Annotated in this window: 17 protein-coding genes; all 17 read left to right on the top strand. The window is 60.5% G+C overall.

From position 1 onward, the window contains the following. Positions 1-18 precede the first annotated feature (18 nt). A complete protein-coding gene (carB, locus tag ABRP64_RS05160) occupies positions 19-3,360 on the top strand; it encodes a carbamoyl-phosphate synthase large subunit (protein WP_349865686.1) in 3,342 nt (1,113 codons plus the stop codon). Next, positions 3,344-4,183, top strand: coding sequence for an orotidine-5'-phosphate decarboxylase (pyrF, locus tag ABRP64_RS05155; RefSeq protein WP_284781997.1), 840 nt, complete (start codon positions 3,344-3,346; stop codon positions 4,181-4,183). The genes carB and pyrF overlap by 17 nt, the downstream gene beginning before the upstream one ends. Before the next feature lie 259 nt (positions 4,184-4,442). Further along, entirely contained in the window at positions 4,443-4,766 is a 324-nt protein-coding gene (gene mihF / locus ABRP64_RS05150; protein WP_284781996.1) for an integration host factor, actinobacterial type, read from the top strand. A gap of 8 nt (positions 4,767-4,774) precedes the next feature. Next, positions 4,775-5,344, top strand: a complete 570-nt coding sequence (gene gmk / locus ABRP64_RS05145; RefSeq protein ID WP_023022483.1) for a guanylate kinase — start codon at positions 4,775-4,777, stop codon at positions 5,342-5,344. Positions 5,345-5,384: 40 nt separating this feature from the next. After that, positions 5,385-5,687, top strand: a complete 303-nt coding sequence (gene rpoZ / locus ABRP64_RS05140) for a DNA-directed RNA polymerase subunit omega (protein ID WP_005279075.1) — start codon at positions 5,385-5,387, stop codon at positions 5,685-5,687. A 138-nt stretch (positions 5,688-5,825) separates the two neighbouring features. Next, positions 5,826-7,079: a bifunctional phosphopantothenoylcysteine decarboxylase/phosphopantothenate--cysteine ligase CoaBC gene (gene coaBC / locus ABRP64_RS05135; protein ID WP_284849934.1), complete on the top strand. Its 1,254-nt coding sequence runs from the start codon at positions 5,826-5,828 to the stop codon at positions 7,077-7,079. 98 nt (positions 7,080-7,177) lie between these two features. Next, entirely contained in the window at positions 7,178-8,410 is a 1,233-nt protein-coding gene (metK, locus tag ABRP64_RS05130; protein ID WP_284796101.1) for a methionine adenosyltransferase, read from the top strand. A gap of 11 nt (positions 8,411-8,421) precedes the next feature. Next, positions 8,422-10,452: a primosomal protein N' gene (locus ABRP64_RS05125; protein ID WP_349865684.1), complete on the top strand. Its 2,031-nt coding sequence runs from the start codon at positions 8,422-8,424 to the stop codon at positions 10,450-10,452. Positions 10,453-10,504: 52 nt separating this feature from the next. After that, positions 10,505-11,020, top strand: coding sequence for a peptide deformylase (gene def, locus ABRP64_RS05120; protein WP_284849933.1), 516 nt, complete (start codon positions 10,505-10,507; stop codon positions 11,018-11,020). A 75-nt stretch (positions 11,021-11,095) separates the two neighbouring features. Then, positions 11,096-12,037, top strand: a complete 942-nt coding sequence (gene fmt, locus ABRP64_RS05115; protein ID WP_284849932.1) for a methionyl-tRNA formyltransferase — start codon at positions 11,096-11,098, stop codon at positions 12,035-12,037. Further along, on the top strand, positions 12,034-13,659 hold the full coding sequence (locus tag ABRP64_RS05110; RefSeq protein WP_349865682.1) for an RsmB/NOP family class I SAM-dependent RNA methyltransferase: 1,626 nt from the start codon (positions 12,034-12,036) through the stop codon (positions 13,657-13,659). Before fmt ends, ABRP64_RS05110 begins: the two co-directional genes overlap by 4 nt. A 10-nt stretch (positions 13,660-13,669) precedes the next feature. Then, positions 13,670-14,338: a ribulose-phosphate 3-epimerase gene (gene rpe / locus ABRP64_RS05105; protein ID WP_349838385.1), complete on the top strand. Its 669-nt coding sequence runs from the start codon at positions 13,670-13,672 to the stop codon at positions 14,336-14,338. Next, positions 14,338-15,372, top strand: a complete 1,035-nt coding sequence (gene ribD, locus ABRP64_RS05100) for a bifunctional diaminohydroxyphosphoribosylaminopyrimidine deaminase/5-amino-6-(5-phosphoribosylamino)uracil reductase RibD (RefSeq protein WP_349838749.1) — start codon at positions 14,338-14,340, stop codon at positions 15,370-15,372. The genes rpe and ribD overlap by 1 nt, the downstream gene beginning before the upstream one ends. A gap of 38 nt (positions 15,373-15,410) precedes the next feature. Further along, a complete protein-coding gene (locus tag ABRP64_RS05095) occupies positions 15,411-16,025 on the top strand; it encodes a riboflavin synthase (protein ID WP_349865680.1) in 615 nt (204 codons plus the stop codon). A gap of 11 nt (positions 16,026-16,036) precedes the next feature. Then, positions 16,037-17,314, top strand: a complete 1,278-nt coding sequence (locus ABRP64_RS05090) for a bifunctional 3,4-dihydroxy-2-butanone-4-phosphate synthase/GTP cyclohydrolase II (RefSeq protein ID WP_349865678.1) — start codon at positions 16,037-16,039, stop codon at positions 17,312-17,314. Next, positions 17,311-17,787 carry a 6,7-dimethyl-8-ribityllumazine synthase gene (gene ribH / locus ABRP64_RS05085; RefSeq protein ID WP_349865676.1) on the top strand — a complete coding sequence of 159 codons (477 nt, stop codon included), beginning with the start codon at positions 17,311-17,313 and terminating at the stop codon, positions 17,785-17,787. The genes ABRP64_RS05090 and ribH overlap by 4 nt, the downstream gene beginning before the upstream one ends. Before the next feature lie 63 nt (positions 17,788-17,850). Next, positions 17,851-18,399: a PH domain-containing protein gene (locus ABRP64_RS05080; RefSeq protein WP_284849926.1), complete on the top strand. Its 549-nt coding sequence runs from the start codon at positions 17,851-17,853 to the stop codon at positions 18,397-18,399.

The following is an 18,399-nucleotide window of genomic DNA, read 5'->3' as shown; positions in this document are numbered from 1 at the left end:
GAAAAGGAAGAAAATATTATGCCAAAGCGCACTGACATTAATCACGTCCTGGTCATCGGCTCCGGGCCCATCGTCATCGGCCAGGCTTGCGAGTTCGACTACTCCGGAACCCAGGCCTGCCGCGTCCTCAAGGACGAGGGCCTGCGCGTGACCCTGGTGAACTCGAACCCCGCGACCATCATGACGGATCCGGAATTCGCCGACCACACCTACGTCGAGCCCATCGAGCCGGAGTACATCGAAAAGATCCTGGTCAAGGAGGCAGAGGAAGGCCACCCCATCGACGCCGTCCTGGCCACCTTGGGCGGGCAAACCGCGCTCAACGCTGCGGTGCAGCTAGACCGCCAGGGAATTTTGGATAAGTACGATATCGAGCTCATCGGCGCCGATATCGATGCCATCGAGCGCGGCGAGGACCGCCAAAAGTTTAAGGACATCGTGGCCTCTGTAGGCGGAGAATCCGCTCGCTCGGCGGTGTGCCACAACATGGACGAGGTCCACGAGACCGTCGACAAGCTCGGCCTGCCCGTCGTGGTGCGCCCGTCCTTCACCATGGGTGGACTGGGTTCCGGCCTAGCCTTCAATAACGAGGACCTTGAACGCATCGCCGGCGGCGGGCTTGCGGCCTCGCCCGAGGCTAATGTGCTCATCGAGGAATCCATCCTCGGCTGGAAAGAATACGAGCTCGAGCTCATGCGCGATGGCGACGACAACGTGGTCGTCGTGGCCTCTATCGAAAACGTCGATGCCTTGGGCGTGCACACCGGTGACTCCGTTACCGTGGCTCCGGCGCTGACGCTGACGGACCGCGAGTACCAGAAGATGCGCGATTTGGGCATCGACATCATCCGCGAGGTTGGCGTCGATACCGGCGGCTGCAATATCCAGTTCGCCTTGAACCCAGATGATGGCCGCATCATCGTCATCGAGATGAACCCGCGCGTATCCCGCTCCTCGGCGCTGGCCTCCAAGGCAACGGGTTTCCCCATTGCCAAGCTGGCCGCGAAGTTGGCCATCGGCTACACCTTGGACGAGGTGCAAAATGACATCACCGGCGAAACCCAAGCGGCCTTCGAGCCGACTTTGGACTATGTCATCGTCAAGGCGCCCCGCTTTGCCTTTGAGAAGTTCCCCGGCTCCGATGACACCTTGACCACCACGATGAAATCTGTGGGCGAAGCCATGGGCATCGGCCGCAACTATATCTCTGGCCTGAATAAGGTCATGCGGTCGCTGGAAAACAAGCCCAATGGTTTCTGGACCAAGCCCGATGAGTATTTCGCGGGCGAGCGCGCCACCGACGTGCAGGCGGTGCTCAAGGACCTCGAGCGCCCCACTGAGGGCCGCATGTACGATATCGAGCTGGCCCTGCGCCTCGGCGCCTCGGTGGATGAGGTCCACGAAGCCTCCGGCGTGGATCCATGGTTCATTGCGGAGCTCGAGGGCCTGGTGAAATTCCGCCAGGAGCTTGTCGATGCCCCCGTGCTCACCGAGCAACTCCTGCGCGAGGCCAAGGTCTTTGGGCTTTCCGATGCCCAAATTGCCGCCCTGCGCCCCGAGTTCAACGGCGAGGATGGCGTGCGCAGCCTGCGCTGGCGCATGGGCATCCGCCCCGTCTTCAAGACCGTCGATACGTGTGCCGGCGAGTTTGAGGCGCAAACGCCGTACCACTACAGCTCCTATGAGCTGGACCCCGATGCCGAAACCGAGGTGCACCCAGCGCCGGAAGGCTCGAAGGGCAAGGTCATCATCTTGGGCTCTGGCCCGAACCGCATTGGCCAGGGCATCGAATTTGACTACTCCTGCGTACACGCCGCCCTTGAGCTTTCTCGCAAGGGCTATGAGACCGTGATGGTCAACTGCAACCCGGAGACGGTATCGACGGACTATGACACCGCTGACCGCCTGTACTTCGAGCCGCTGACCTTCGAAGATGTCATGGAGGTCTACCACGCAGAGGCAGCCTCCGGCGAGGTCGCCGGCGTGCTGGTGCAGCTGGGCGGCCAGACCCCGCTGGGCTTGGCAGAGCGCCTCGATGCCGCCGGCGTGCCGGTGGTGGGCACCAGCCCTGCTGCCATCGACTCTGCCGAGGACCGCGGCGAATTCGGCAAGGTTCTGGAAGCCGGTGGGCTTGCCGCACCGCAATTCGGCACCGCCACCTCCTTCGAGGAGGCCCGGAAGGTAGCAGCCTCCATCGGTTATCCAGTCCTGGTTCGTCCTTCCTACGTATTGGGCGGCAGCGGCATGGAAATTGTTTACGATGAGCGGTCGCTGGAGAACTATATCGAGCGCGCCACCGAGCTTTCCCCAGACCATCCAGTCCTGGTGGACCGCTTTTTGGACTCGGCCATTGAGATCGACGTCGATGCCCTGTGCGATGGCAACGAGGTCTACCTCGGCGGCGTGATGGAGCACATCGAGGAGGCTGGCGTTCACTCCGGTGACTCCTCCTGCGCTCTGCCGCCGATGACGCTGGGCCCAGAGGACATCGAGAATGTGCGCGAGTCCACGCGCCGTTTGGCCGAGGGAATCGGCGTCAAGGGCCTGATGAATGTCCAGTTCGCCTTGAAGGACGACATCCTTTATGTCATCGAGGCCAACCCGCGCGCCTCGCGCACCGTTCCGTTCGTCTCAAAGGCGACCGGCGTGCCGCTAGCAAAGGCCGCCGCCCGCATCATGATGGGATCCACCATCGCGGAACTGCGAGAAGAAGGACTTATTCCATCGTCCTACGATGGCGGTTCCTTGCCACTTGATCACCCGATTGCGGTCAAGGAAGCGGTCTTGCCCTTCAACCGTTTCCGCCGCCCAGATGGCAGCCTGCTCGATTCCTTGCTGTCGCCCGAGATGAAGTCCACCGGTGAGGTCATGGGCTTGGCCACCAACTTCGGTGCGGCCTTTGCTAAGGCGGAAATCTCCGCGTTTGCTCGTCCGCCGATTGAAGGCACGGTCTTCGTCTCCGTCGCCAACCGGGATAAGCGCACGCTGATTTTCCCCATCCAGCGCTTGGCCACGATGGGCTACAACATCATCGCTACTGCGGGTACCGCGCAGATGCTGCGCCGCAATGGCATCGAGTGTGAGGTCGCCGTCAAGGTCTCTGAGGCCAAGGACGGCGAAGAGTCCATCGTGGACAAGATCCTCAACGGCGAGGTGGATTGGATCCTCAATACGCCAGCAGGCTCCGCCGGTTCCCGTCACGACGGCTACGATATCCGCGCCGCAGCGGTGCACATGGGGCTGCCACTGGTCACGGTGGTTCAAGGCGTGACGGCGGCGGTGCAGGGCATCGAAGCGCTGCGCCAGGGTGATTTGCAGGTCCGCGCACTTCAGGAGCTTGAGCATGGACCACGCAACTAAATCCTTTGGCCAGCGCCTGGTAGACGCCGGCCGCGAACGCGGGCGCCTGTGTGTAGGCATCGACCCGCACCCGTACCTCTTAGAGCAATGGGGGCTGGATAATTCACCAGAAGGCCTTCGCACCTTCAGCATGCGCTGCGTCGAGGCATTCGCGGATTCCGCAGCCTTGGTAAAACCACAGGTGGCTTTCTTCGAGCGCTTCGGCGCCGCAGGCTTTGCGGTCTTGGAAGAAACGCTGGCCGGTTTGCGCGAGGCAGGATGTCTGACGGTGGCGGATGCCAAGCGCGGCGATATCGGCTCCACCATGGAAGGCTATGGCGATGCTTGGCTAGGGGAGACCTCGCCCCTGCGCGCTGACTCGGTGACACTTTCGCCTTACCTTGGCGTTGGGGCGCTGGGCGCGGCTATTGCCACGGCGCAAGAAAACAACCGCGGTGTATTCGTCCTCGCGGCTACCTCTAATCCGGAGGCGCGAGCCATTCAGGCAGTGCCTGCAGGCACTGCGGACTCGATTGCCCAGGCGGTCGTCGACGAGTGCGCCGCCTTCAATGCCTCGGAGCAAGAGGCCGGTGTTGCTGGAAGCGTGGGCGTTGTGGTGGGTGCGACCGTGGATAATCCGCCCCGATTGGACTCGCTTAATGGCCCGGTGCTGCTTCCCGGCGTTGGTGCCCAGGGGGCGGGTCCCGCGCAGGTGCACGCCATTGTGTCTGAGTGCCCGCAGCTGGGCTTTGCGAATGTCTCGCGCGCCGTCCTACAACGCGGTCCTCAGGTCGATGACCTGCGCAAAGCCGTGATCGATACCGCAGACCAATTCCGGGATTAGAACACGCGGCGGGGTCGATTAACGGCCGCGCCGTTTACCTGGTATTTTGGTCTAAGCATGTGCGTTGACGTGCTAAAACGAGTGGCCCATCTGGGTCGCCTATCGTCATCGTGTCACTAGCGGTGCTAGGATAATCAGAAGTCGGTGTGCTCGAAGGTTCAGGGTAACTTTCCGCGGTATTTCCATCGCGTTTGGCAACCGGAATCTGGTACCCAGTGCCAGAAGTAATAGAACCAATCTAATGAATCGGAGGAAACTCGTGGCCCTTCCAAAGTTGACTGATGAGCAGCGTAAGGAAGCTCTCGCAAAGGCCGCTGAGGCCCGCAAGGCTCGCGCTGAGCTCAAGGCTGCGCTTAAGCGCGGCGAGACCGACCTGAAGGACGTGCTGGAAAAGGCTGAGACCGATGAGATCATCGGCAAGACCAAGGTTTCTGCAATCCTCGAGGCTCTGCCTAAGGTTGGCAAGGTCAAGGCCAAGGAAATCATGGAAGATCTGGAGATTGCACAGACCCGCCGCCTGCGCGGTCTGGGTGAGCGCCAGCGTCGTGCTCTTCTTGAGCGCTTCGGTTACGACGACGAATAATCACGTCCATGGCTGACGCAACTGCTCGCGGTCGCCTCGTCGTGTTGGCGGGTCCCTCCGCAGTGGGTAAATCCACCGTAGTGTCGCGTCTACGGCATGACGTCGAGGGGCTGTATTTCAGCGTGTCTATGACTACGCGCCAGCCCCGCCCCGGGGAAAAAGACGGCGTGGATTATTTCTTCGTCACCCCTGAGGCTTTTCAAGAACGCATTGATGCCGGTGAGATGCTCGAATGGGCAGATATTCACGGCGGATTGCAGCGTTCTGGAACACCTGCCCGTCCCGTAGAAGAGGCTTTGGAAGCAGGGCGCCCGGTTCTCGTCGAGGTTGACCTGGCCGGTGCGCGTAGCGTCCGGAAGGCCCTTCCGGAAGCGGACTTGGTCTTCTTGGCCCCTCCTTCCTGGGAGGTGTTGGTAGAGCGCCTGACCGGTCGCGGTACCGAACCACAAGACGTCATCGATCGTAGGTTGCACACTGCATATGAGGAACTAGCTGCACAGGATGAGTTTGATCACGTTGTGGTCAATGAAAACCTAGATGAGGCAGTGGCCGCCATTAGTGATATCCTGCGAGGATAGATTCTTCTTTTGACCATCTTCAACCAATGTAAAGGTGCATGTGACTAACGTGACCACCCCTTCTAACACTGAATCCGCAAAGTCGGAACCGGTATTTGATGACCCGATTGGCATTACGGACCCGCCAATCGATGAGCTGTTGGACAAGGTTTCTTCCAAGTACGCCTTGGTAATTTTCGCTGCCAAGCGTGCGCGCCAGATCAATAGCTACTACCAAGAGCAAGATGAAGGCGTCTTTGAGTTCGTGGGCCCGCTGGTTAACCCAGAGCCCGGCGAGAAGCCACTGTCCATCGCGCTGCGCGAAATCGACGCAGGTCTGTTGGACCACGAGGAAGGCAAGTAAGTAGCGCTCGCTTTCGCGTGCGCACCTTGTGCCTCATTTCAGCCCCGTCCGGCCAAGCCCACTTGGTTTCACTTCTGTGGAACTAACGTGGTGGCCGGGCGGGGCTCTTGTCATGCCTGCACGGTACGATTGTGCGATGTGACTGTTTCAAAATCTCCTCGCAATATCGTGCTTGGCGTTGCCGGTGGCATCGCCGCGTATAAGGCCTGCCACTTGGTGCGCAATTTCAAAGAACATGGCGATAATGTCCGCGTCGTTCCTACAGTAAGCGCATTGAACTTCGTAGGTGCCGCCACTTTTGAGGCATTATCCGGAAACCCTGTCTCAACCAGTGTTTTTGAGGCGGTAGAGGACGTTCAACACGTAGCTGTAGGGCAGGAGGCCGATGCTGTGGTCATCGCCCCTGCCACGGCTGACCTCATTGCCCGTTTGGCTGCGGGACGCGCAGATGACTTGTTGACCGCGACCGTGCTGGTGGCAACGTGTCCCATCATCGTGGCGCCCGCCATGCACACCGAGATGTGGAATAACCCAGCGACGCAACACAACGTAAAGCTCCTGCGCCGCCGCGGAATTACCGTCATGGAACCAGCGCACGGGCGCCTTACGGGTAAGGATACGGGCGCAGGCAGGCTGCCGGATCCAGAACAGATTGCCGCCATCGCGCGCACCGAGCTCGCGGGTTTTCATATCGATCACAGCTGGGCGGGGCTGAAGGTGGTCATTTCTGCCGGTGGCACCCAAGAGGAATTGGATCCGGTGCGCTATTTAGGAAACCGTTCCTCCGGCAGGCAGGGGTTTGCGCTGGCAGAGGTGGCCGCGCACAAGGGCGCAGATGTCACGATTGTGGCGGGCAATATCGCGGAGTTGCCGTTACCGAGCGGGGCTACAATCCGGGACATCGTGTCCGCACAAGACCTAGAAAGCGCGATGCGCGAGGAATCCCGCGATGCCGATATCGTCATCATGGCCGCGGCGGTCGCGGACTACCGGCCCGCCAATGTGGCAGAGTCCAAGATGAAAAAGGGCAAAGCGGATGATGCGCTTGCCGCGCTGGAGATGGCGGAAAATCCAGATATTTTGAAGTCTCTCGTGGCCGCGCGCGAAGAGGGCGAGGTGCCGGAAAACTGCGTCATCGTTGGCTTTGCGGCGGAGACGGGAGATGCTGATTCTTCGGCACTGGAGTATGCCCAAGAAAAGTTTGCGCGCAAGGGTTGTGACGTACTGATGGCCAATGAGGTCGGCCGCGGCGTGACCTTTGGCCAGGAAAGTAGCGAGGGGTGGATCCTGCGGCGGAATGTGGAACCGCAGCGCGTAGAGCATGGATCTAAGCAGGTCGTCGCGGCGCAGATTCTCGGCGTCGTGAATGAAATGATTGAACCGGGAAATTAAATATTGCGTTTATAGACCGCTTGGTCTAGGGTGGCCATATGATTGGTAGGGGGCAGAATGCCTCGGTATCGAATACGTAATAATCAAAGGAAGTTTTTGTGACTGATAACGCTGCAGTGGAAGCTCGTCTTTTTACAAGCGAGTCCGTTACTGAGGGGCACCCAGACAAGATTTGTGACGCCATCTCGGATGCCATCTTGGATGCGCTTTTAGATAAGGATCCGGAGTCCCGCGTCGCCGTGGAAACCCTGGTCACCACCGGCCAAGTACACGTCGTGGGCGAAGTTCGCACCAATGCCTACGTGGAAATCCCGGCTCTCGTGCGCGAGACCCTGAAGTCCATCGGCTTTACCTCTTCCGATGTGGGCTTCGATGGCAATACCTGTGGCGTTAATATCGCCATCGGCGAGCAGTCGCAGGAAATCGGTGCTGGCGTGGATACCTCCACCGAGGCACGCGATCAGGGCGCGGATTATGACGAAGAAAATGACACCGCCGGCGCCGGCGACCAGGGCCTGATGTTTGGTTATGCTTCGAATGAAACCGCGGAGTACATGCCATTGCCCATCGCCTTGGCGCACCGCCTGTCCCGCCGCCTGACCCAGGTGCGCAAAGAGGGTATTGTGGACCACCTGCGCCCGGATGGCAAGACCCAGGTGACCTTCGCATATACCGAGAACAATGAGCCGTCTCACCTGGATACGGTCGTTATTTCTACCCAGCACGATCCTGAGGTAGATAGTCAGTGGCTAGAAACCCACCTGCGCAGCGAGGTGTTGGAATGGGTTATCAAGGACGCAGGCCTTGATAAGTACTACACCGAGGACACCAACCTCTTGGTCAACCCTTCCGGCTCCTTCATTTTGGGTGGCCCGATGGGTGATGCAGGCCTTACCGGGCGCAAGATCATCGTGGATACCTACGGTGGCATGGCCCGCCACGGCGGCGGTGCTTTCTCCGGCAAGGACCCCAGCAAGGTGGACCGCTCTGCGGCCTACGCCATGCGTTGGGTGGCTAAGAATATCGTCGCCGCAGGCCTGGCTGACCGCGCAGAGGTGCAGGTGGCCTATGCCATCGGTCGCGCCAAGCCGGTCGGCCTATACGTCGAGACCTTCGGTACCGCGAAGCAGAACCTGACCGATGAGCACATCCAGGCTGCCGTTAATAAGGTCTTCGACCTTCGCCCAGCCGCCATCATCCGCGAATTGGATCTGCTGCGTCCTATTTACGGCCAGACCGCCGCCTACGGTCACTTCGGTCGCACCGACGTTGACCTGCCTTGGGAGCAGTTGGACCGCGTGGAGGAATTGCGCGCTGCCGCAGGTCTGTAGAATGTGGGCTTATGCCTAAGAAAACACCCGCCGCCCGGAAACCGGTCGCGCGGGTGTTGCCTCTTTTAGGGATTGCCCACCTCGATCGGGGATTTGATTACCTGGTAGATGAGGCTGAATCCGATAGTGCCCAAGCCGGGGTGAAGGTACGCATTCGGTTCAATGGGCGCTTGGTGGATGCGATCATCGTCGAGCGCAAGCATGATTCCGACTTCGGTGGGCAGCTGCGTTTTATTGAGCGAGTCATCTCGCCATTTCAGGTCTACCCACCGCAGCTGTCCCGGCTGGTAGAAGCCCTTGCGGATCGCTATGGCGGAATCTGCTCCGATATCATTCGCTCTGCCATTCCACCGCGGCATGCGAAGGCGGAAGAAGCGGATTTGGATACCCCGTGGGAAGACCTCGGCGCAGCCAGCGAGCCCGATTTATCAGGGTGGTCTGCCTATCAGCATGGTGAAACATTTGTTGATTCCATCTTGGGCGGGAAATTAGCCCGCGCCGCATGGCAAATCGCTCCCGGCGATGAATGGGAAGATGCACTCGCGGCCTTAGCTGCCAAGGTCGCCTTGGGCGGGGGAGGTGTCCTTATTGTCGTCCCAGACCAAAAGGTAATCGACTCCTTGGAAAACGCCCTGCGCGCTGTCGTGGGGCCGAAACAAATCACGGTGCTCACCAATAGTATGGGACCGCAAGCGCGCTATCGCCGCTACCTTTCGGCCTTGGTGGGCCAGGCGCGAATAGTCATTGGTACGCGCTCGGCGGCTTTTACTCCCGTGGACAACCTGCAACTAGCCGTCATTTTTGATGACGGCAACGATAACTTGGTAGACAATATCAAGCCCTACGTCCACGCCCGGGAGGTGCTTACCACCCGCTCTGCATTCGAAAATTGCAGCTTCATTGCGGCCAACCATTCGCGTACGGCAGAAACTCAATTATTGGTGGACTCTGGGTGGGCACACGACCTCGTGCCGAGTAGCTCAACCATAGAGGCACGCCGGCCCGATATTTTGGCCATTGGTGCCTACGGGCTGTCCATTTCCCGGGATTTGGAGGGCGGTACGACCTCTGTGCAAGCGCCGGCCTTTCAGGCAGCGCAGCAGGCCCTCGACCGCGGTGAACCGGTGCTTGTGCAGGTCCCGCGCAAGGGGTATGCGCCTACTTTGGCTTGTGGAAAGTGCCATTCTCCTGCGCGGTGCCGCCACTGCAACGGGCCATTGGGGTTGCCTCCGAGCTCCGAGCGCTCAAGCGAGGAGGCGGTCATGCCTACCTGCCGCTGGTGTGGGCGCATTGCCACCAATCACCGCTGTACCGAGTGCGGTTCGCCGCGGCTGCGCGCCATCGTTTTAGGCTCCGAACGCACCGCGGAGGAATTGGGGCGGGCCTTTCCCAATACACCCGTTGTGGTCTCCGGCGGCAATAAGGTTGTGGGCTCAATTGAGAATGCCCCTGCATTAGTGATTGCTACCCCGGGCGCTGAGCCGCGGGTGAAAGGCGGCGCCTATGGCGCGGCCCTCTTATTGGATGCAGGCACCTTATTGAATCGGCAGGATTTGCGCGCCACCGAGGACTGCCTGGCCAAATGGGCGCAGGCGGCCACCATGGTCAGGCCGCATTTCAAGGGCGGGCGCGTCATCATCGCCGCGGATCCGGAACTTCCCGTCGTGCGCCACTTCATGAGCTGGGACATGGTCGCAGCCGCTGCAGAAGAATTGCGTGCCCGGCGCGAGGTGCGCTTTCCACCAGCCGTGCACTTTGCCGCCATTGATGGGGCGGACGCGGCACTGGATTCCTTCGAGAAGCTGGTCGATCTGCCAGAGCACGCCGAGGTCTTAGGCCCGGTTCCGCTCCCGCCAGGGGACAGCCTTCCCGGGGAATACGATGCGGACCGCTTTGGCCCACCGCAACGCTTGGTGGTTCGCGCCCCGCTGGGGCCGCGATCGCAGCTTGGGCGCGCATTGCGCAAGGCTAATGCGGCGCGCAGCGCCCGGAAGGATGAATTGCCACTACGCATCATGGTCGATCCCATTCACGTGGGTTAGAAGTGCGCATAAACTTAGGCGAATAGGCAGTACATGAGAAAGGGAAGATTCAGTGGCGGAATTAGACATCAGGCTCTACGGGGATCCCGTACTGAGTACGCGGGCAGAAGAGATTACTACCTTTGACTCTGGTCTTCGCACTTTGGCGCAAAACATGCTGGAGACCATGGACGCTGCCGGTGGGGTAGGGCTGGCGGCGAATCAAGTGGGCATACTCAAGCGCATCTTTGTCTATGACTGCTCGCATACGCAGACCGGGTTGCGCGGGGCTCTGATTAACCCCGTGTGGACGTCTTTGGGAGAGGACATGCAGACTGGCCCGGAAGGCTGCCTATCCATTCCTGGGATTCGCGCCGATACGCCGCGGCACAACCGGGTATTTGTCTCTGGGCGCGATGCAGAAGGCAGGCCGGTGGGAATGGTGGCCTCCGGCCTTTTGGCCCGCTGCATTCAGCATGAAACCGATCACCTGGATGGAGTGTTATTCCTGCGCCGGCTTGGCGATGCCGACCGCAAGGCCGCCATGCGTACCATCCGCGAAGCCGATTGGTTTAATAGCGCGGGGTAGGCGAGCTTCGGCAACGCAGGCAGGCTCGTTGTACCCTAGAATTTTCACCCGAGACCTCGAGGAGACTCATCCAGTATGCGGATTATTTTTGCCGGCACCCCAGAGCCGGCGGTGGTGGCATTGGAGAAATTGCTTGCCTCCAGTCACGAAGTGGTAGCGGTCATTACCCGGCCCGATGCGAAGAAGGGCAGGGGGCGCAGCCTTCACCCGAGCCCGGTAAAGGCCCTGGCGCAAGAGCACGGCATCGAGGTGCTGACCCCATCCACGCTGCGGCCTGGCACGGAAGATGGCGATAACCTGCGCCAGCGCTTGGCCGAGCTGCAGCCAGAGGCCATCCCGGTGGTGGCCTATGGCAATCTCATTAGCAAGGATCTCTTGGATGTCGCGCGCCATGGTTGGGTCAACCTGCACTTTTCCCTCCTTCCCGCCTGGCGTGGCGCGGCACCGGTACAAGCGGCTATCGCGGCAGGCGATGATATCACCGGCGCATCCACCTTCCGGATCGAAGAAGGCCTGGATACAGGCCCGGTATTCGGCACGGTCACAGAAGGCATCACTGGGACGGATACCGCAGACGATCTGCTCACCCGGCTCGCGTATTCCGGGGCAGATCTCCTAGTAGCCACCATGGATGGGCTCGAGGCCGGCACGCTGGAGCCGCAGGCCCAAAAAGGAGAGGCCACCTATGCGCCGAAAATCTCTACCGCGGCAGCGCGCATCGACTGGGCGCAGCCAGCCTTTGCCATTGACCGGCATATCCGCGCCCACACCCCGGGCCCGGGCGCATGGACGCTGCTTGACGATGCCCGCCTCAAGCTCGGCCCGGTTCGCCTTAACGAGGGCATCGGCAAGCAGCTGCAGCCGGGCGAGGCGCTGATTAGCAAGGACGCGGTGTATATCGGGACCGCGACGCAACCGGTGCAGCTGGATAGGATTCAGCCACCGGGCAAAAAGATGATGAATGCCGCCGATTGGGCGCGTGGATTAGGAAGGAACGCAGAGGTGAGGTTCCAGTGACTGGTGGATTCCGCTCCCGCAGTAAGTCCGGCGACAAGGCGCCGGAGGCTAAACAACACGGCAAGAACGGCGCGCCCCAACGCGGCGGTGGGCAGCGAGGCAATGCGCAGCGTGGCCAAGACAATCGCGGCCAAGCTCAGCGTGGATCCGCACAGCGTGGTCGCGGCATGCAGGACCAGCGCAACCGCGACCACCGGGATAACCGAGGAAACCGAGGTAATCGGAATGCGGGCACAAAGAACACGGGCGCGGGGAAAACACTGGTGCAGGCCGCCATCGACCAGGGTGTGGATCCGGCCCGCGCCGTCGCCTTCGAAGTGGTGCGCCGGGTAAGCGAAGAAGATGCGTTTGCCAACCTCGTCTTGCCCAAGGCGCTGCGCAAGCAAAAGCTTTCTGGCCGCGATGCCGCATTCGCCACGGAGATTACCTATGGCACCCTGCGCACCTTGGGTGTGCTCGATGCGGTGATCGCGCAGTGTTCTTCGCGCGAGCTTGAGTCAATCTCGCCGGTGGTCATCGATGCCCTGCGCCTGGGCACCTACCAGGTGCTGTATACGCGCGTAGAACCCCACGCGGCGGTAGATACCTCCGTCCGGCTCGTCGTGGCGGGTGGGGAAGAAAAAGCTAAAGGATTCGCCAATGGCATCTTGCGCACCATTACCCGCACGCCGCCGAATGAGTGGCTCAAGCGGCTGGCCCCAGAAGGCGAGATTGCAGGCCTGGCCTTTAGGCATGCCCACCCAACGTGGATCGCGGAGTCTTTTGCCCGCGTTGTTGGCCCCGAAGAATTGCCCGCTGCCTTAGAAGCGGATTCCGAGCGACCGAGCGTGCATTTGGTGGCACGTCCAGGCGAAATTTCCGCCGAGGAATTGGCGCTGATTACCGGAAATGAAGAAGGTACCTATTCGCCCTATGCGGTGTATATGGATTCCGGGGACCCAGGCCAATTGGAACCGGTCCAGCAGGGCATGGCCGCGGTACAAGATGAAGGCTCGCAGCTTATCGCCCGCGCCGTGTGCGAGGTGCCCGTCAGCGGTACCGACCAGGGCCGCTGGCTCGACCTGTGTGCGGGGCCAGGTGGCAAGGCGGCCCTGATGGGGGCCTTGGCGCGCATCGAGTCCGCGCACGTTGATGCCGTGGAAGTATCGCCGCACCGCGCGAAACTGATTGAAAAGACGGTGCAGGGGTTGCCGGTGACCGTCCACGTGGCCGATGGCCGCAACCCGCAGGTGGGCTCGGGATTCGATCGCATCTTGGTGGACGCGCCGTGTTCGGGGCTGGGCGCATTGCGTCGCCGCCCAGAGGCACGCTGGCGGAAATCTGAAGCCGATATTGCCGAGCTTTCGACACTGCAATTCGAGCTGTTGTCCTCTGCCCTCAAGCTCGTGCGGCCGGGCGGGGTCGTAGTCTATTCCACGTGTTCGCCGGACCTTCGCGAAACCCGCGCCATCGTGGACCAGGCGGTAGAAAAGCTGGGTGCACAGGAGCTAGATGCGCGGGAATTTATCCCAGATATGGGCAATGTGGGCAAAGAAAAATCCGTTCAAATGTGGTCGCACCGCCACGGCACCGATGCCATGTTCATGGCGGTATTGCGGCGCGGCGATGAGGAAGGGAGCTAGAATTAACGGTATGCCTGCACCACTTATTTCTCCGTCAATTTTGGCTGCTGACTTCGCGCGGTTGGGTGAACAACTAGAGGCCATTTCCAACGCTGATTGGATCCATGTAGACATCATGGACGGCCACTTTGTCCCCAACCTTTCCTTTGGCCCGGATATTACGGCCACGGTGATAAAGTCCACGGATAAGCCGCTTGACGTGCACCTGATGATTGAGGAGCCGGCGAAATGGGTGGAGACCTACATCAAGGCCGGTGCCACCACTATCATTTTTCACGTGGAGGCGGTAGAGGATGAGGTCGCCGCGGTGGACTTGGCCCACAAGATCCGGGACCTAGGTGCGCGTGCGGCCTTTTCCATCAAACCGGATACGCCCATTGAGCCGTGGCTAGACAAGCTGCATCACTTCGATGAGGTGCTGGTCATGTCCGTAGAACCAGGTTTTGGCGGCCAGAAATTTATGCCCGACATGCTGGATAAGGTCCGCGCCCTGCGCGAAAGCATTGATCAGCAGGGCCTGGATACCATCATTGAAATCGATGGCGGCATCGATCCGGATACCATTGCCTTGGCAGCGGAGGCCGGATGCGATTCCTTCGTGGCGGGATCGGCCGTATTCAAAAGCGAAGATCCAGCGCAGGCGGTGGAAGAACTGCGCGCGCTTGCGGCGCGTTCATAATGGCCGGCGCGATGGATGAAACCAACGTGTCCGAAGCATTGGTCCAGGCCATGCAGGCCGGTGCGGCGGTGCGCGGTACCACGAGCCCCAATCCACCGGTAGGTGCGGTGATTTTGTCAGCAACCGGTGCCGTTGCGGGCATTGGTGCGACCCAGCCGGTGGGTGGCGCCCACGCGGAAGTCATGGCGCTGCGCGCGGCCGGCGAGAAAGCCCGCGGCGGTACGGCCGTGGTCACCCTGGAGCCGTGCGCACATACGGGCAGGACGGATCCCTGCGCCACGGCGCTTATCGATGCCGGAATTGCCCGCGTGTTCTACCTGCATCCCGATCCCACGCCCCTAGCAGGCGGGGGAGCGCAGGCCCTGGCCGCCGCCGGGGTAGAGGTGGGCGAGCTCACCGCACCGGAAGGCGTCGAAGACGCGGTGTATGCCTGGTTGCGCGCGGTAAAGCTGCAGCGCCCGCACGTCACCCTGAAATTTGCCCAGACTTTGGATGGGTTTACCGCTGCCGCCGATGGCACGAGCCAGTGGATCACCGGGCCTAAGGCCCGCGAGTGGGTCCATGCCGATAGGGCGCGGCGCGATGCCATCATCATTGGCACGGGCACCGCGCTTGCCGATAACCCCTCCCTTACCGCGCGCTTTAGCGATGGGAGTCTGCGCGAGCATCAGCCGCGCCGCGTGGTCATCGGCAAGCGCGAGCTCCAGTCCGCGGGTGAGAAGGTCTCTCACCTGCAGCGGCTGGGTTTTGAACAATATGACACCATCGAGGGCGCGCTGAAGGAGCTTTATGCCAGCGGCGCCCGCGACGTCTTGGTTGAAGGCGGGGCGGGCCTGGCCCAGAGCTTCATCGAGGCCGGTGTCGTGGATGCACTCGCGGCGTATATTGCCCCTATCCTGTTAGGCCAGGGGCGCGGGGTTCTGGCGAATGCGGTGGCGCACACGCTTGCCGATGCCCCACGTTTTACCACCGTGCGCACCACCAGCCTCGGGCCCGATGTCCTCGTAGAATACGAGGCGCGGAACGAGCGTTAAAAGATTAGATAATTTAGAGATAAATACAAGGGGAATCATTGTTTACAGGGCTAGTACAAGAGCTAGGAACGGTGGCCACACTAGAACCGCAGGCGGATGCACTGCGGTTGAGCATCCGCGCACCGCAGACGGTGAGTGACGCGCACCTAGGGGATTCCATTGCCATCAATGGCGTGTGCCTTACCATCGCGGAATTGGATGGGGATATTTTCTGCGCCGATGTGATGCGAGAATCTTTGGACCGGACGGGACTCGGTCAGCTGGAAGAAGGCGCGCGGGTCAATGTCGAGCCGGCAGTACTGCCCACCACGCGGCTGGGTGGACACATTATGCAGGGCCATGTCGATGGCACGGCACGGTTGGTCACGCGCGAGCATTCGGAGCACTGGGACGTGCTGCGCTTTAGCTTGCCCCGCGAGCTTACCCAGTACGTCGTGGAAAAGGGCTCTATTGCGGTCAACGGTACGTCTTTGACGGTCAGCGCCGTAGGTAAGGACTGGTTTGAGGTCTCCCTTATTCCCACCACCTTGCGGGAGACGACGCACGGAGAATCTCAGCCCGGCAATATCGTAAACCTCGAGGTGGATGTGCTGGCGAAGTATGTAGAAAAGATGCTTCACCCCGAATCCGGAAGTGCTCAAGCAAAGGACTAGACTGCTAGGTTATGTTCGCGACTGAAGAGAGCATCCATTTTGATGCCATCGATCACGCCATTGCGGAGATTGCCGCCGGCAAGCCGGTCATCGTCATGGATGATGAAGGACGGGAAAACGAAGGGGATCTAATCTTTGCCGCGGAGCTGGCAACCCCGGAACTGGTCGCGTTTATGGTGCGGTATTCCTCCGGATATGTCTGCGCCTCATTAATGCCGGAAGATTGCCAGCGGCTCGATTTGCCGCCGATGATGGCGCAGAATCAGGACGTGCGCCAGACCGCTTATACGGTCACCGTGGATGCGGCAACGGGCTCTACCGGAATTTCTGCGGCCTCCCGCGCAGAAACCATCCGCCGCTTGGCTGATGCTTCGACTCGGTCCAGCGACTTCACCCGGCCAGGCCACGTGGTCCCCCTGCGCGCGCGACCCGGCGGGGTATTAGAGCGCGATGGGCACACGGAAGCCGCCGTCGATTTGGCACGCCTTGCAGGCCTTCGTCCCGCCGGCGTGCTGTGTGAAGTCGTATCAGAAGAAGACCCGACGGATATGGCCCGCGGGCCGGAACTGCGCCGTTTTGCCGATAAGCACGGCCTCGCACTGATCTCTATCGCGCAGCTTATTGAGTGGCGCCGCCACCATGAGGTGCAAACCCAGCGCGCGGTGGAAACCCACCTGCCCACAGAGTATGGCGAATTCACCGCGATTGGTTACCGGCATGACCTTGACGGCCAAGAGCATATTGCCTTAATCGCCGGCGATCCCGCGCAGCTTCGCGGTGCCCGCGATATTGTGGTGCGCGTGCACTCTGAGTGCCTTACCGGCGATGTCTTTGGCTCGCGCCGGTGCGACTGCGGTCCCCAATTGCAAGAATCCCTGCGCAAGGTGCAGGAAGCCGGCAGCGGGGTAGTAATTTATCTGCGCGGCCACGAAGGCCGCGGGATCGGATTGGTGCACAAGCTCCAGGCGTACCGCCTCCAGGACGAGGGCTGGGACACGGTCGACGCAAACCTGGAACAAGGACTGCCAGAAGATGCCCGGGAGTATTCCGTGGCCGGCCAGATCCTGAAGGACCTTGGGGTGGAATCGGCACAACTGTTGACCAATAACCCGCACAAGGGGGAAGGGCTCGCCGGATTCGGCATCGAAGTCAGCCAACATATCCCACTTACCATCGCCGCCAACGCCGATAATATTCGGTATCTGCGGACCAAACGCGACCGCATGGGCCACGATCTTCCGCAGGTGGCACAGTGGGATGCGCAGCACGAAGGAGAATTAGGTAAATGAGTAAAGAAGGATTACCCACTATCGCGCAGGTAGATGCGCGCGGCCTCCGCGTCGCGGTCGTGACCGCGACTTGGAACGAAGAGGTCTGCGATCAGCTGCACCAGCAGGCAGTGGAGACTGCCCGTGCAAATGGGGCAGAAGTCGCAGAATTCCGGGTCGTTGGTTCCCTAGAATTGGGCGTGTTTGTTCAAGCAGCCGCGCGAAAATTCGATGCCGTCGTTGCCTTGGGTTGCGTCATCCGCGGCGGCACTCCGCACTTCGATTATGTCTGCGATTCTGTTACCCAAGCCCTAACGCGCATCTCCTTGGATGAATCGACGCCGATTGGCAATGGTGTCTTGACCGTCAATGACCAGCAGCAGGCCATCGACCGCGCAGGTTTCCCTGACTCTGCGGAAAATAAGGGCGCAGAATCCATGATCGCGGCTTTAGACACCGCGTTGCAATTGCGTAGACTAAACGCAGAATATTAATAAAAGGCCAATCGAAATCCTGACCATTGACCGGCAGGCAGGACTTCCAGAGGAGTAAAGCACATGAATGAGGCCGCAGCTTCGAATGAATCCCAGCCGCGCCGCACCCTTAGCGATGCGGAGGTATTGGCCTATACCAGCGCGGATCCCTTCGCACGGACAACGTCGAAGCCGTGGGAATATAGCGCCAAGTCCCCGTTCTTGCGCAAGATTGCCATCGGTTGGGTCATTCTTGTCATGGCCATCCATATTTTTATGGGTGTTACGCTCGATATTTCCTTTACCGGTGCGCACGTGACCACTATCGACAAATTCGCCTTTCCTGGTGTCGGCGTAGTCATTTCCATCTTGTCGTGGATTGCTCTCAACCGGCCGCGGCTGCAGGCCAACGAAGATGGGGTAGAGGTGCGCAATATCATCGGCACGCGTTTTTACCCGTGGCAGGTGGTCTACGGGCTGTCTTTCCCCGTCGGCCAGCGCATGGCCCGCCTTGAGCTGCCCGAATTTGAGGCCGTGCCCGTGTGGGCATTGCAATCCGGCGATAAGGATACCGTGATCACAAAAGTCCGTGACTTCCGCGATCTGGAAGCCAAATACATGCCGCAGGATTAA

The organism is Corynebacterium sp. KPL4015 (assembly GCF_040225725.1).
Lineage (GTDB): Bacteria > Actinomycetota > Actinomycetes > Mycobacteriales > Mycobacteriaceae > Corynebacterium > Corynebacterium rhinophilum.
This window is presented reverse-complemented; position numbering and strand designations above follow the sequence as displayed.

Excerpts from the sequence above, each read along its gene's own strand:
- carB (WP_349865686.1), top strand. The coding sequence starts at position 19 with ATGCCAAAGCGCACTGACATTAATCACGTCCTGGTCATCGGCTCCGGG.
- pyrF (WP_284781997.1), top strand. The coding sequence starts at position 3,344 with ATGGACCACGCAACTAAATCCTTTGGCCAGCGCCTGGTAGACGCCGGC.
- gmk (WP_023022483.1), top strand. The coding sequence starts at position 4,775 with ATGGCTGACGCAACTGCTCGCGGTCGCCTCGTCGTGTTGGCGGGTCCC.
- ABRP64_RS05125 (WP_349865684.1), top strand. The coding sequence starts at position 8,422 with ATGCCTAAGAAAACACCCGCCGCCCGGAAACCGGTCGCGCGGGTGTTG.
- fmt (WP_284849932.1), top strand. The coding sequence starts at position 11,096 with ATGCGGATTATTTTTGCCGGCACCCCAGAGCCGGCGGTGGTGGCATTG.
- rpe (WP_349838385.1), top strand. The coding sequence starts at position 13,670 with ATGCCTGCACCACTTATTTCTCCGTCAATTTTGGCTGCTGACTTCGCG.
- ribD (WP_349838749.1), top strand. The coding sequence starts at position 14,338 with ATGGCCGGCGCGATGGATGAAACCAACGTGTCCGAAGCATTGGTCCAG.
- ABRP64_RS05090 (WP_349865678.1), top strand. The coding sequence starts at position 16,037 with ATGTTCGCGACTGAAGAGAGCATCCATTTTGATGCCATCGATCACGCC.
- ribH (WP_349865676.1), top strand. The coding sequence starts at position 17,311 with ATGAGTAAAGAAGGATTACCCACTATCGCGCAGGTAGATGCGCGCGGC.
- ABRP64_RS05080 (WP_284849926.1), top strand. The coding sequence starts at position 17,851 with ATGAATGAGGCCGCAGCTTCGAATGAATCCCAGCCGCGCCGCACCCTT.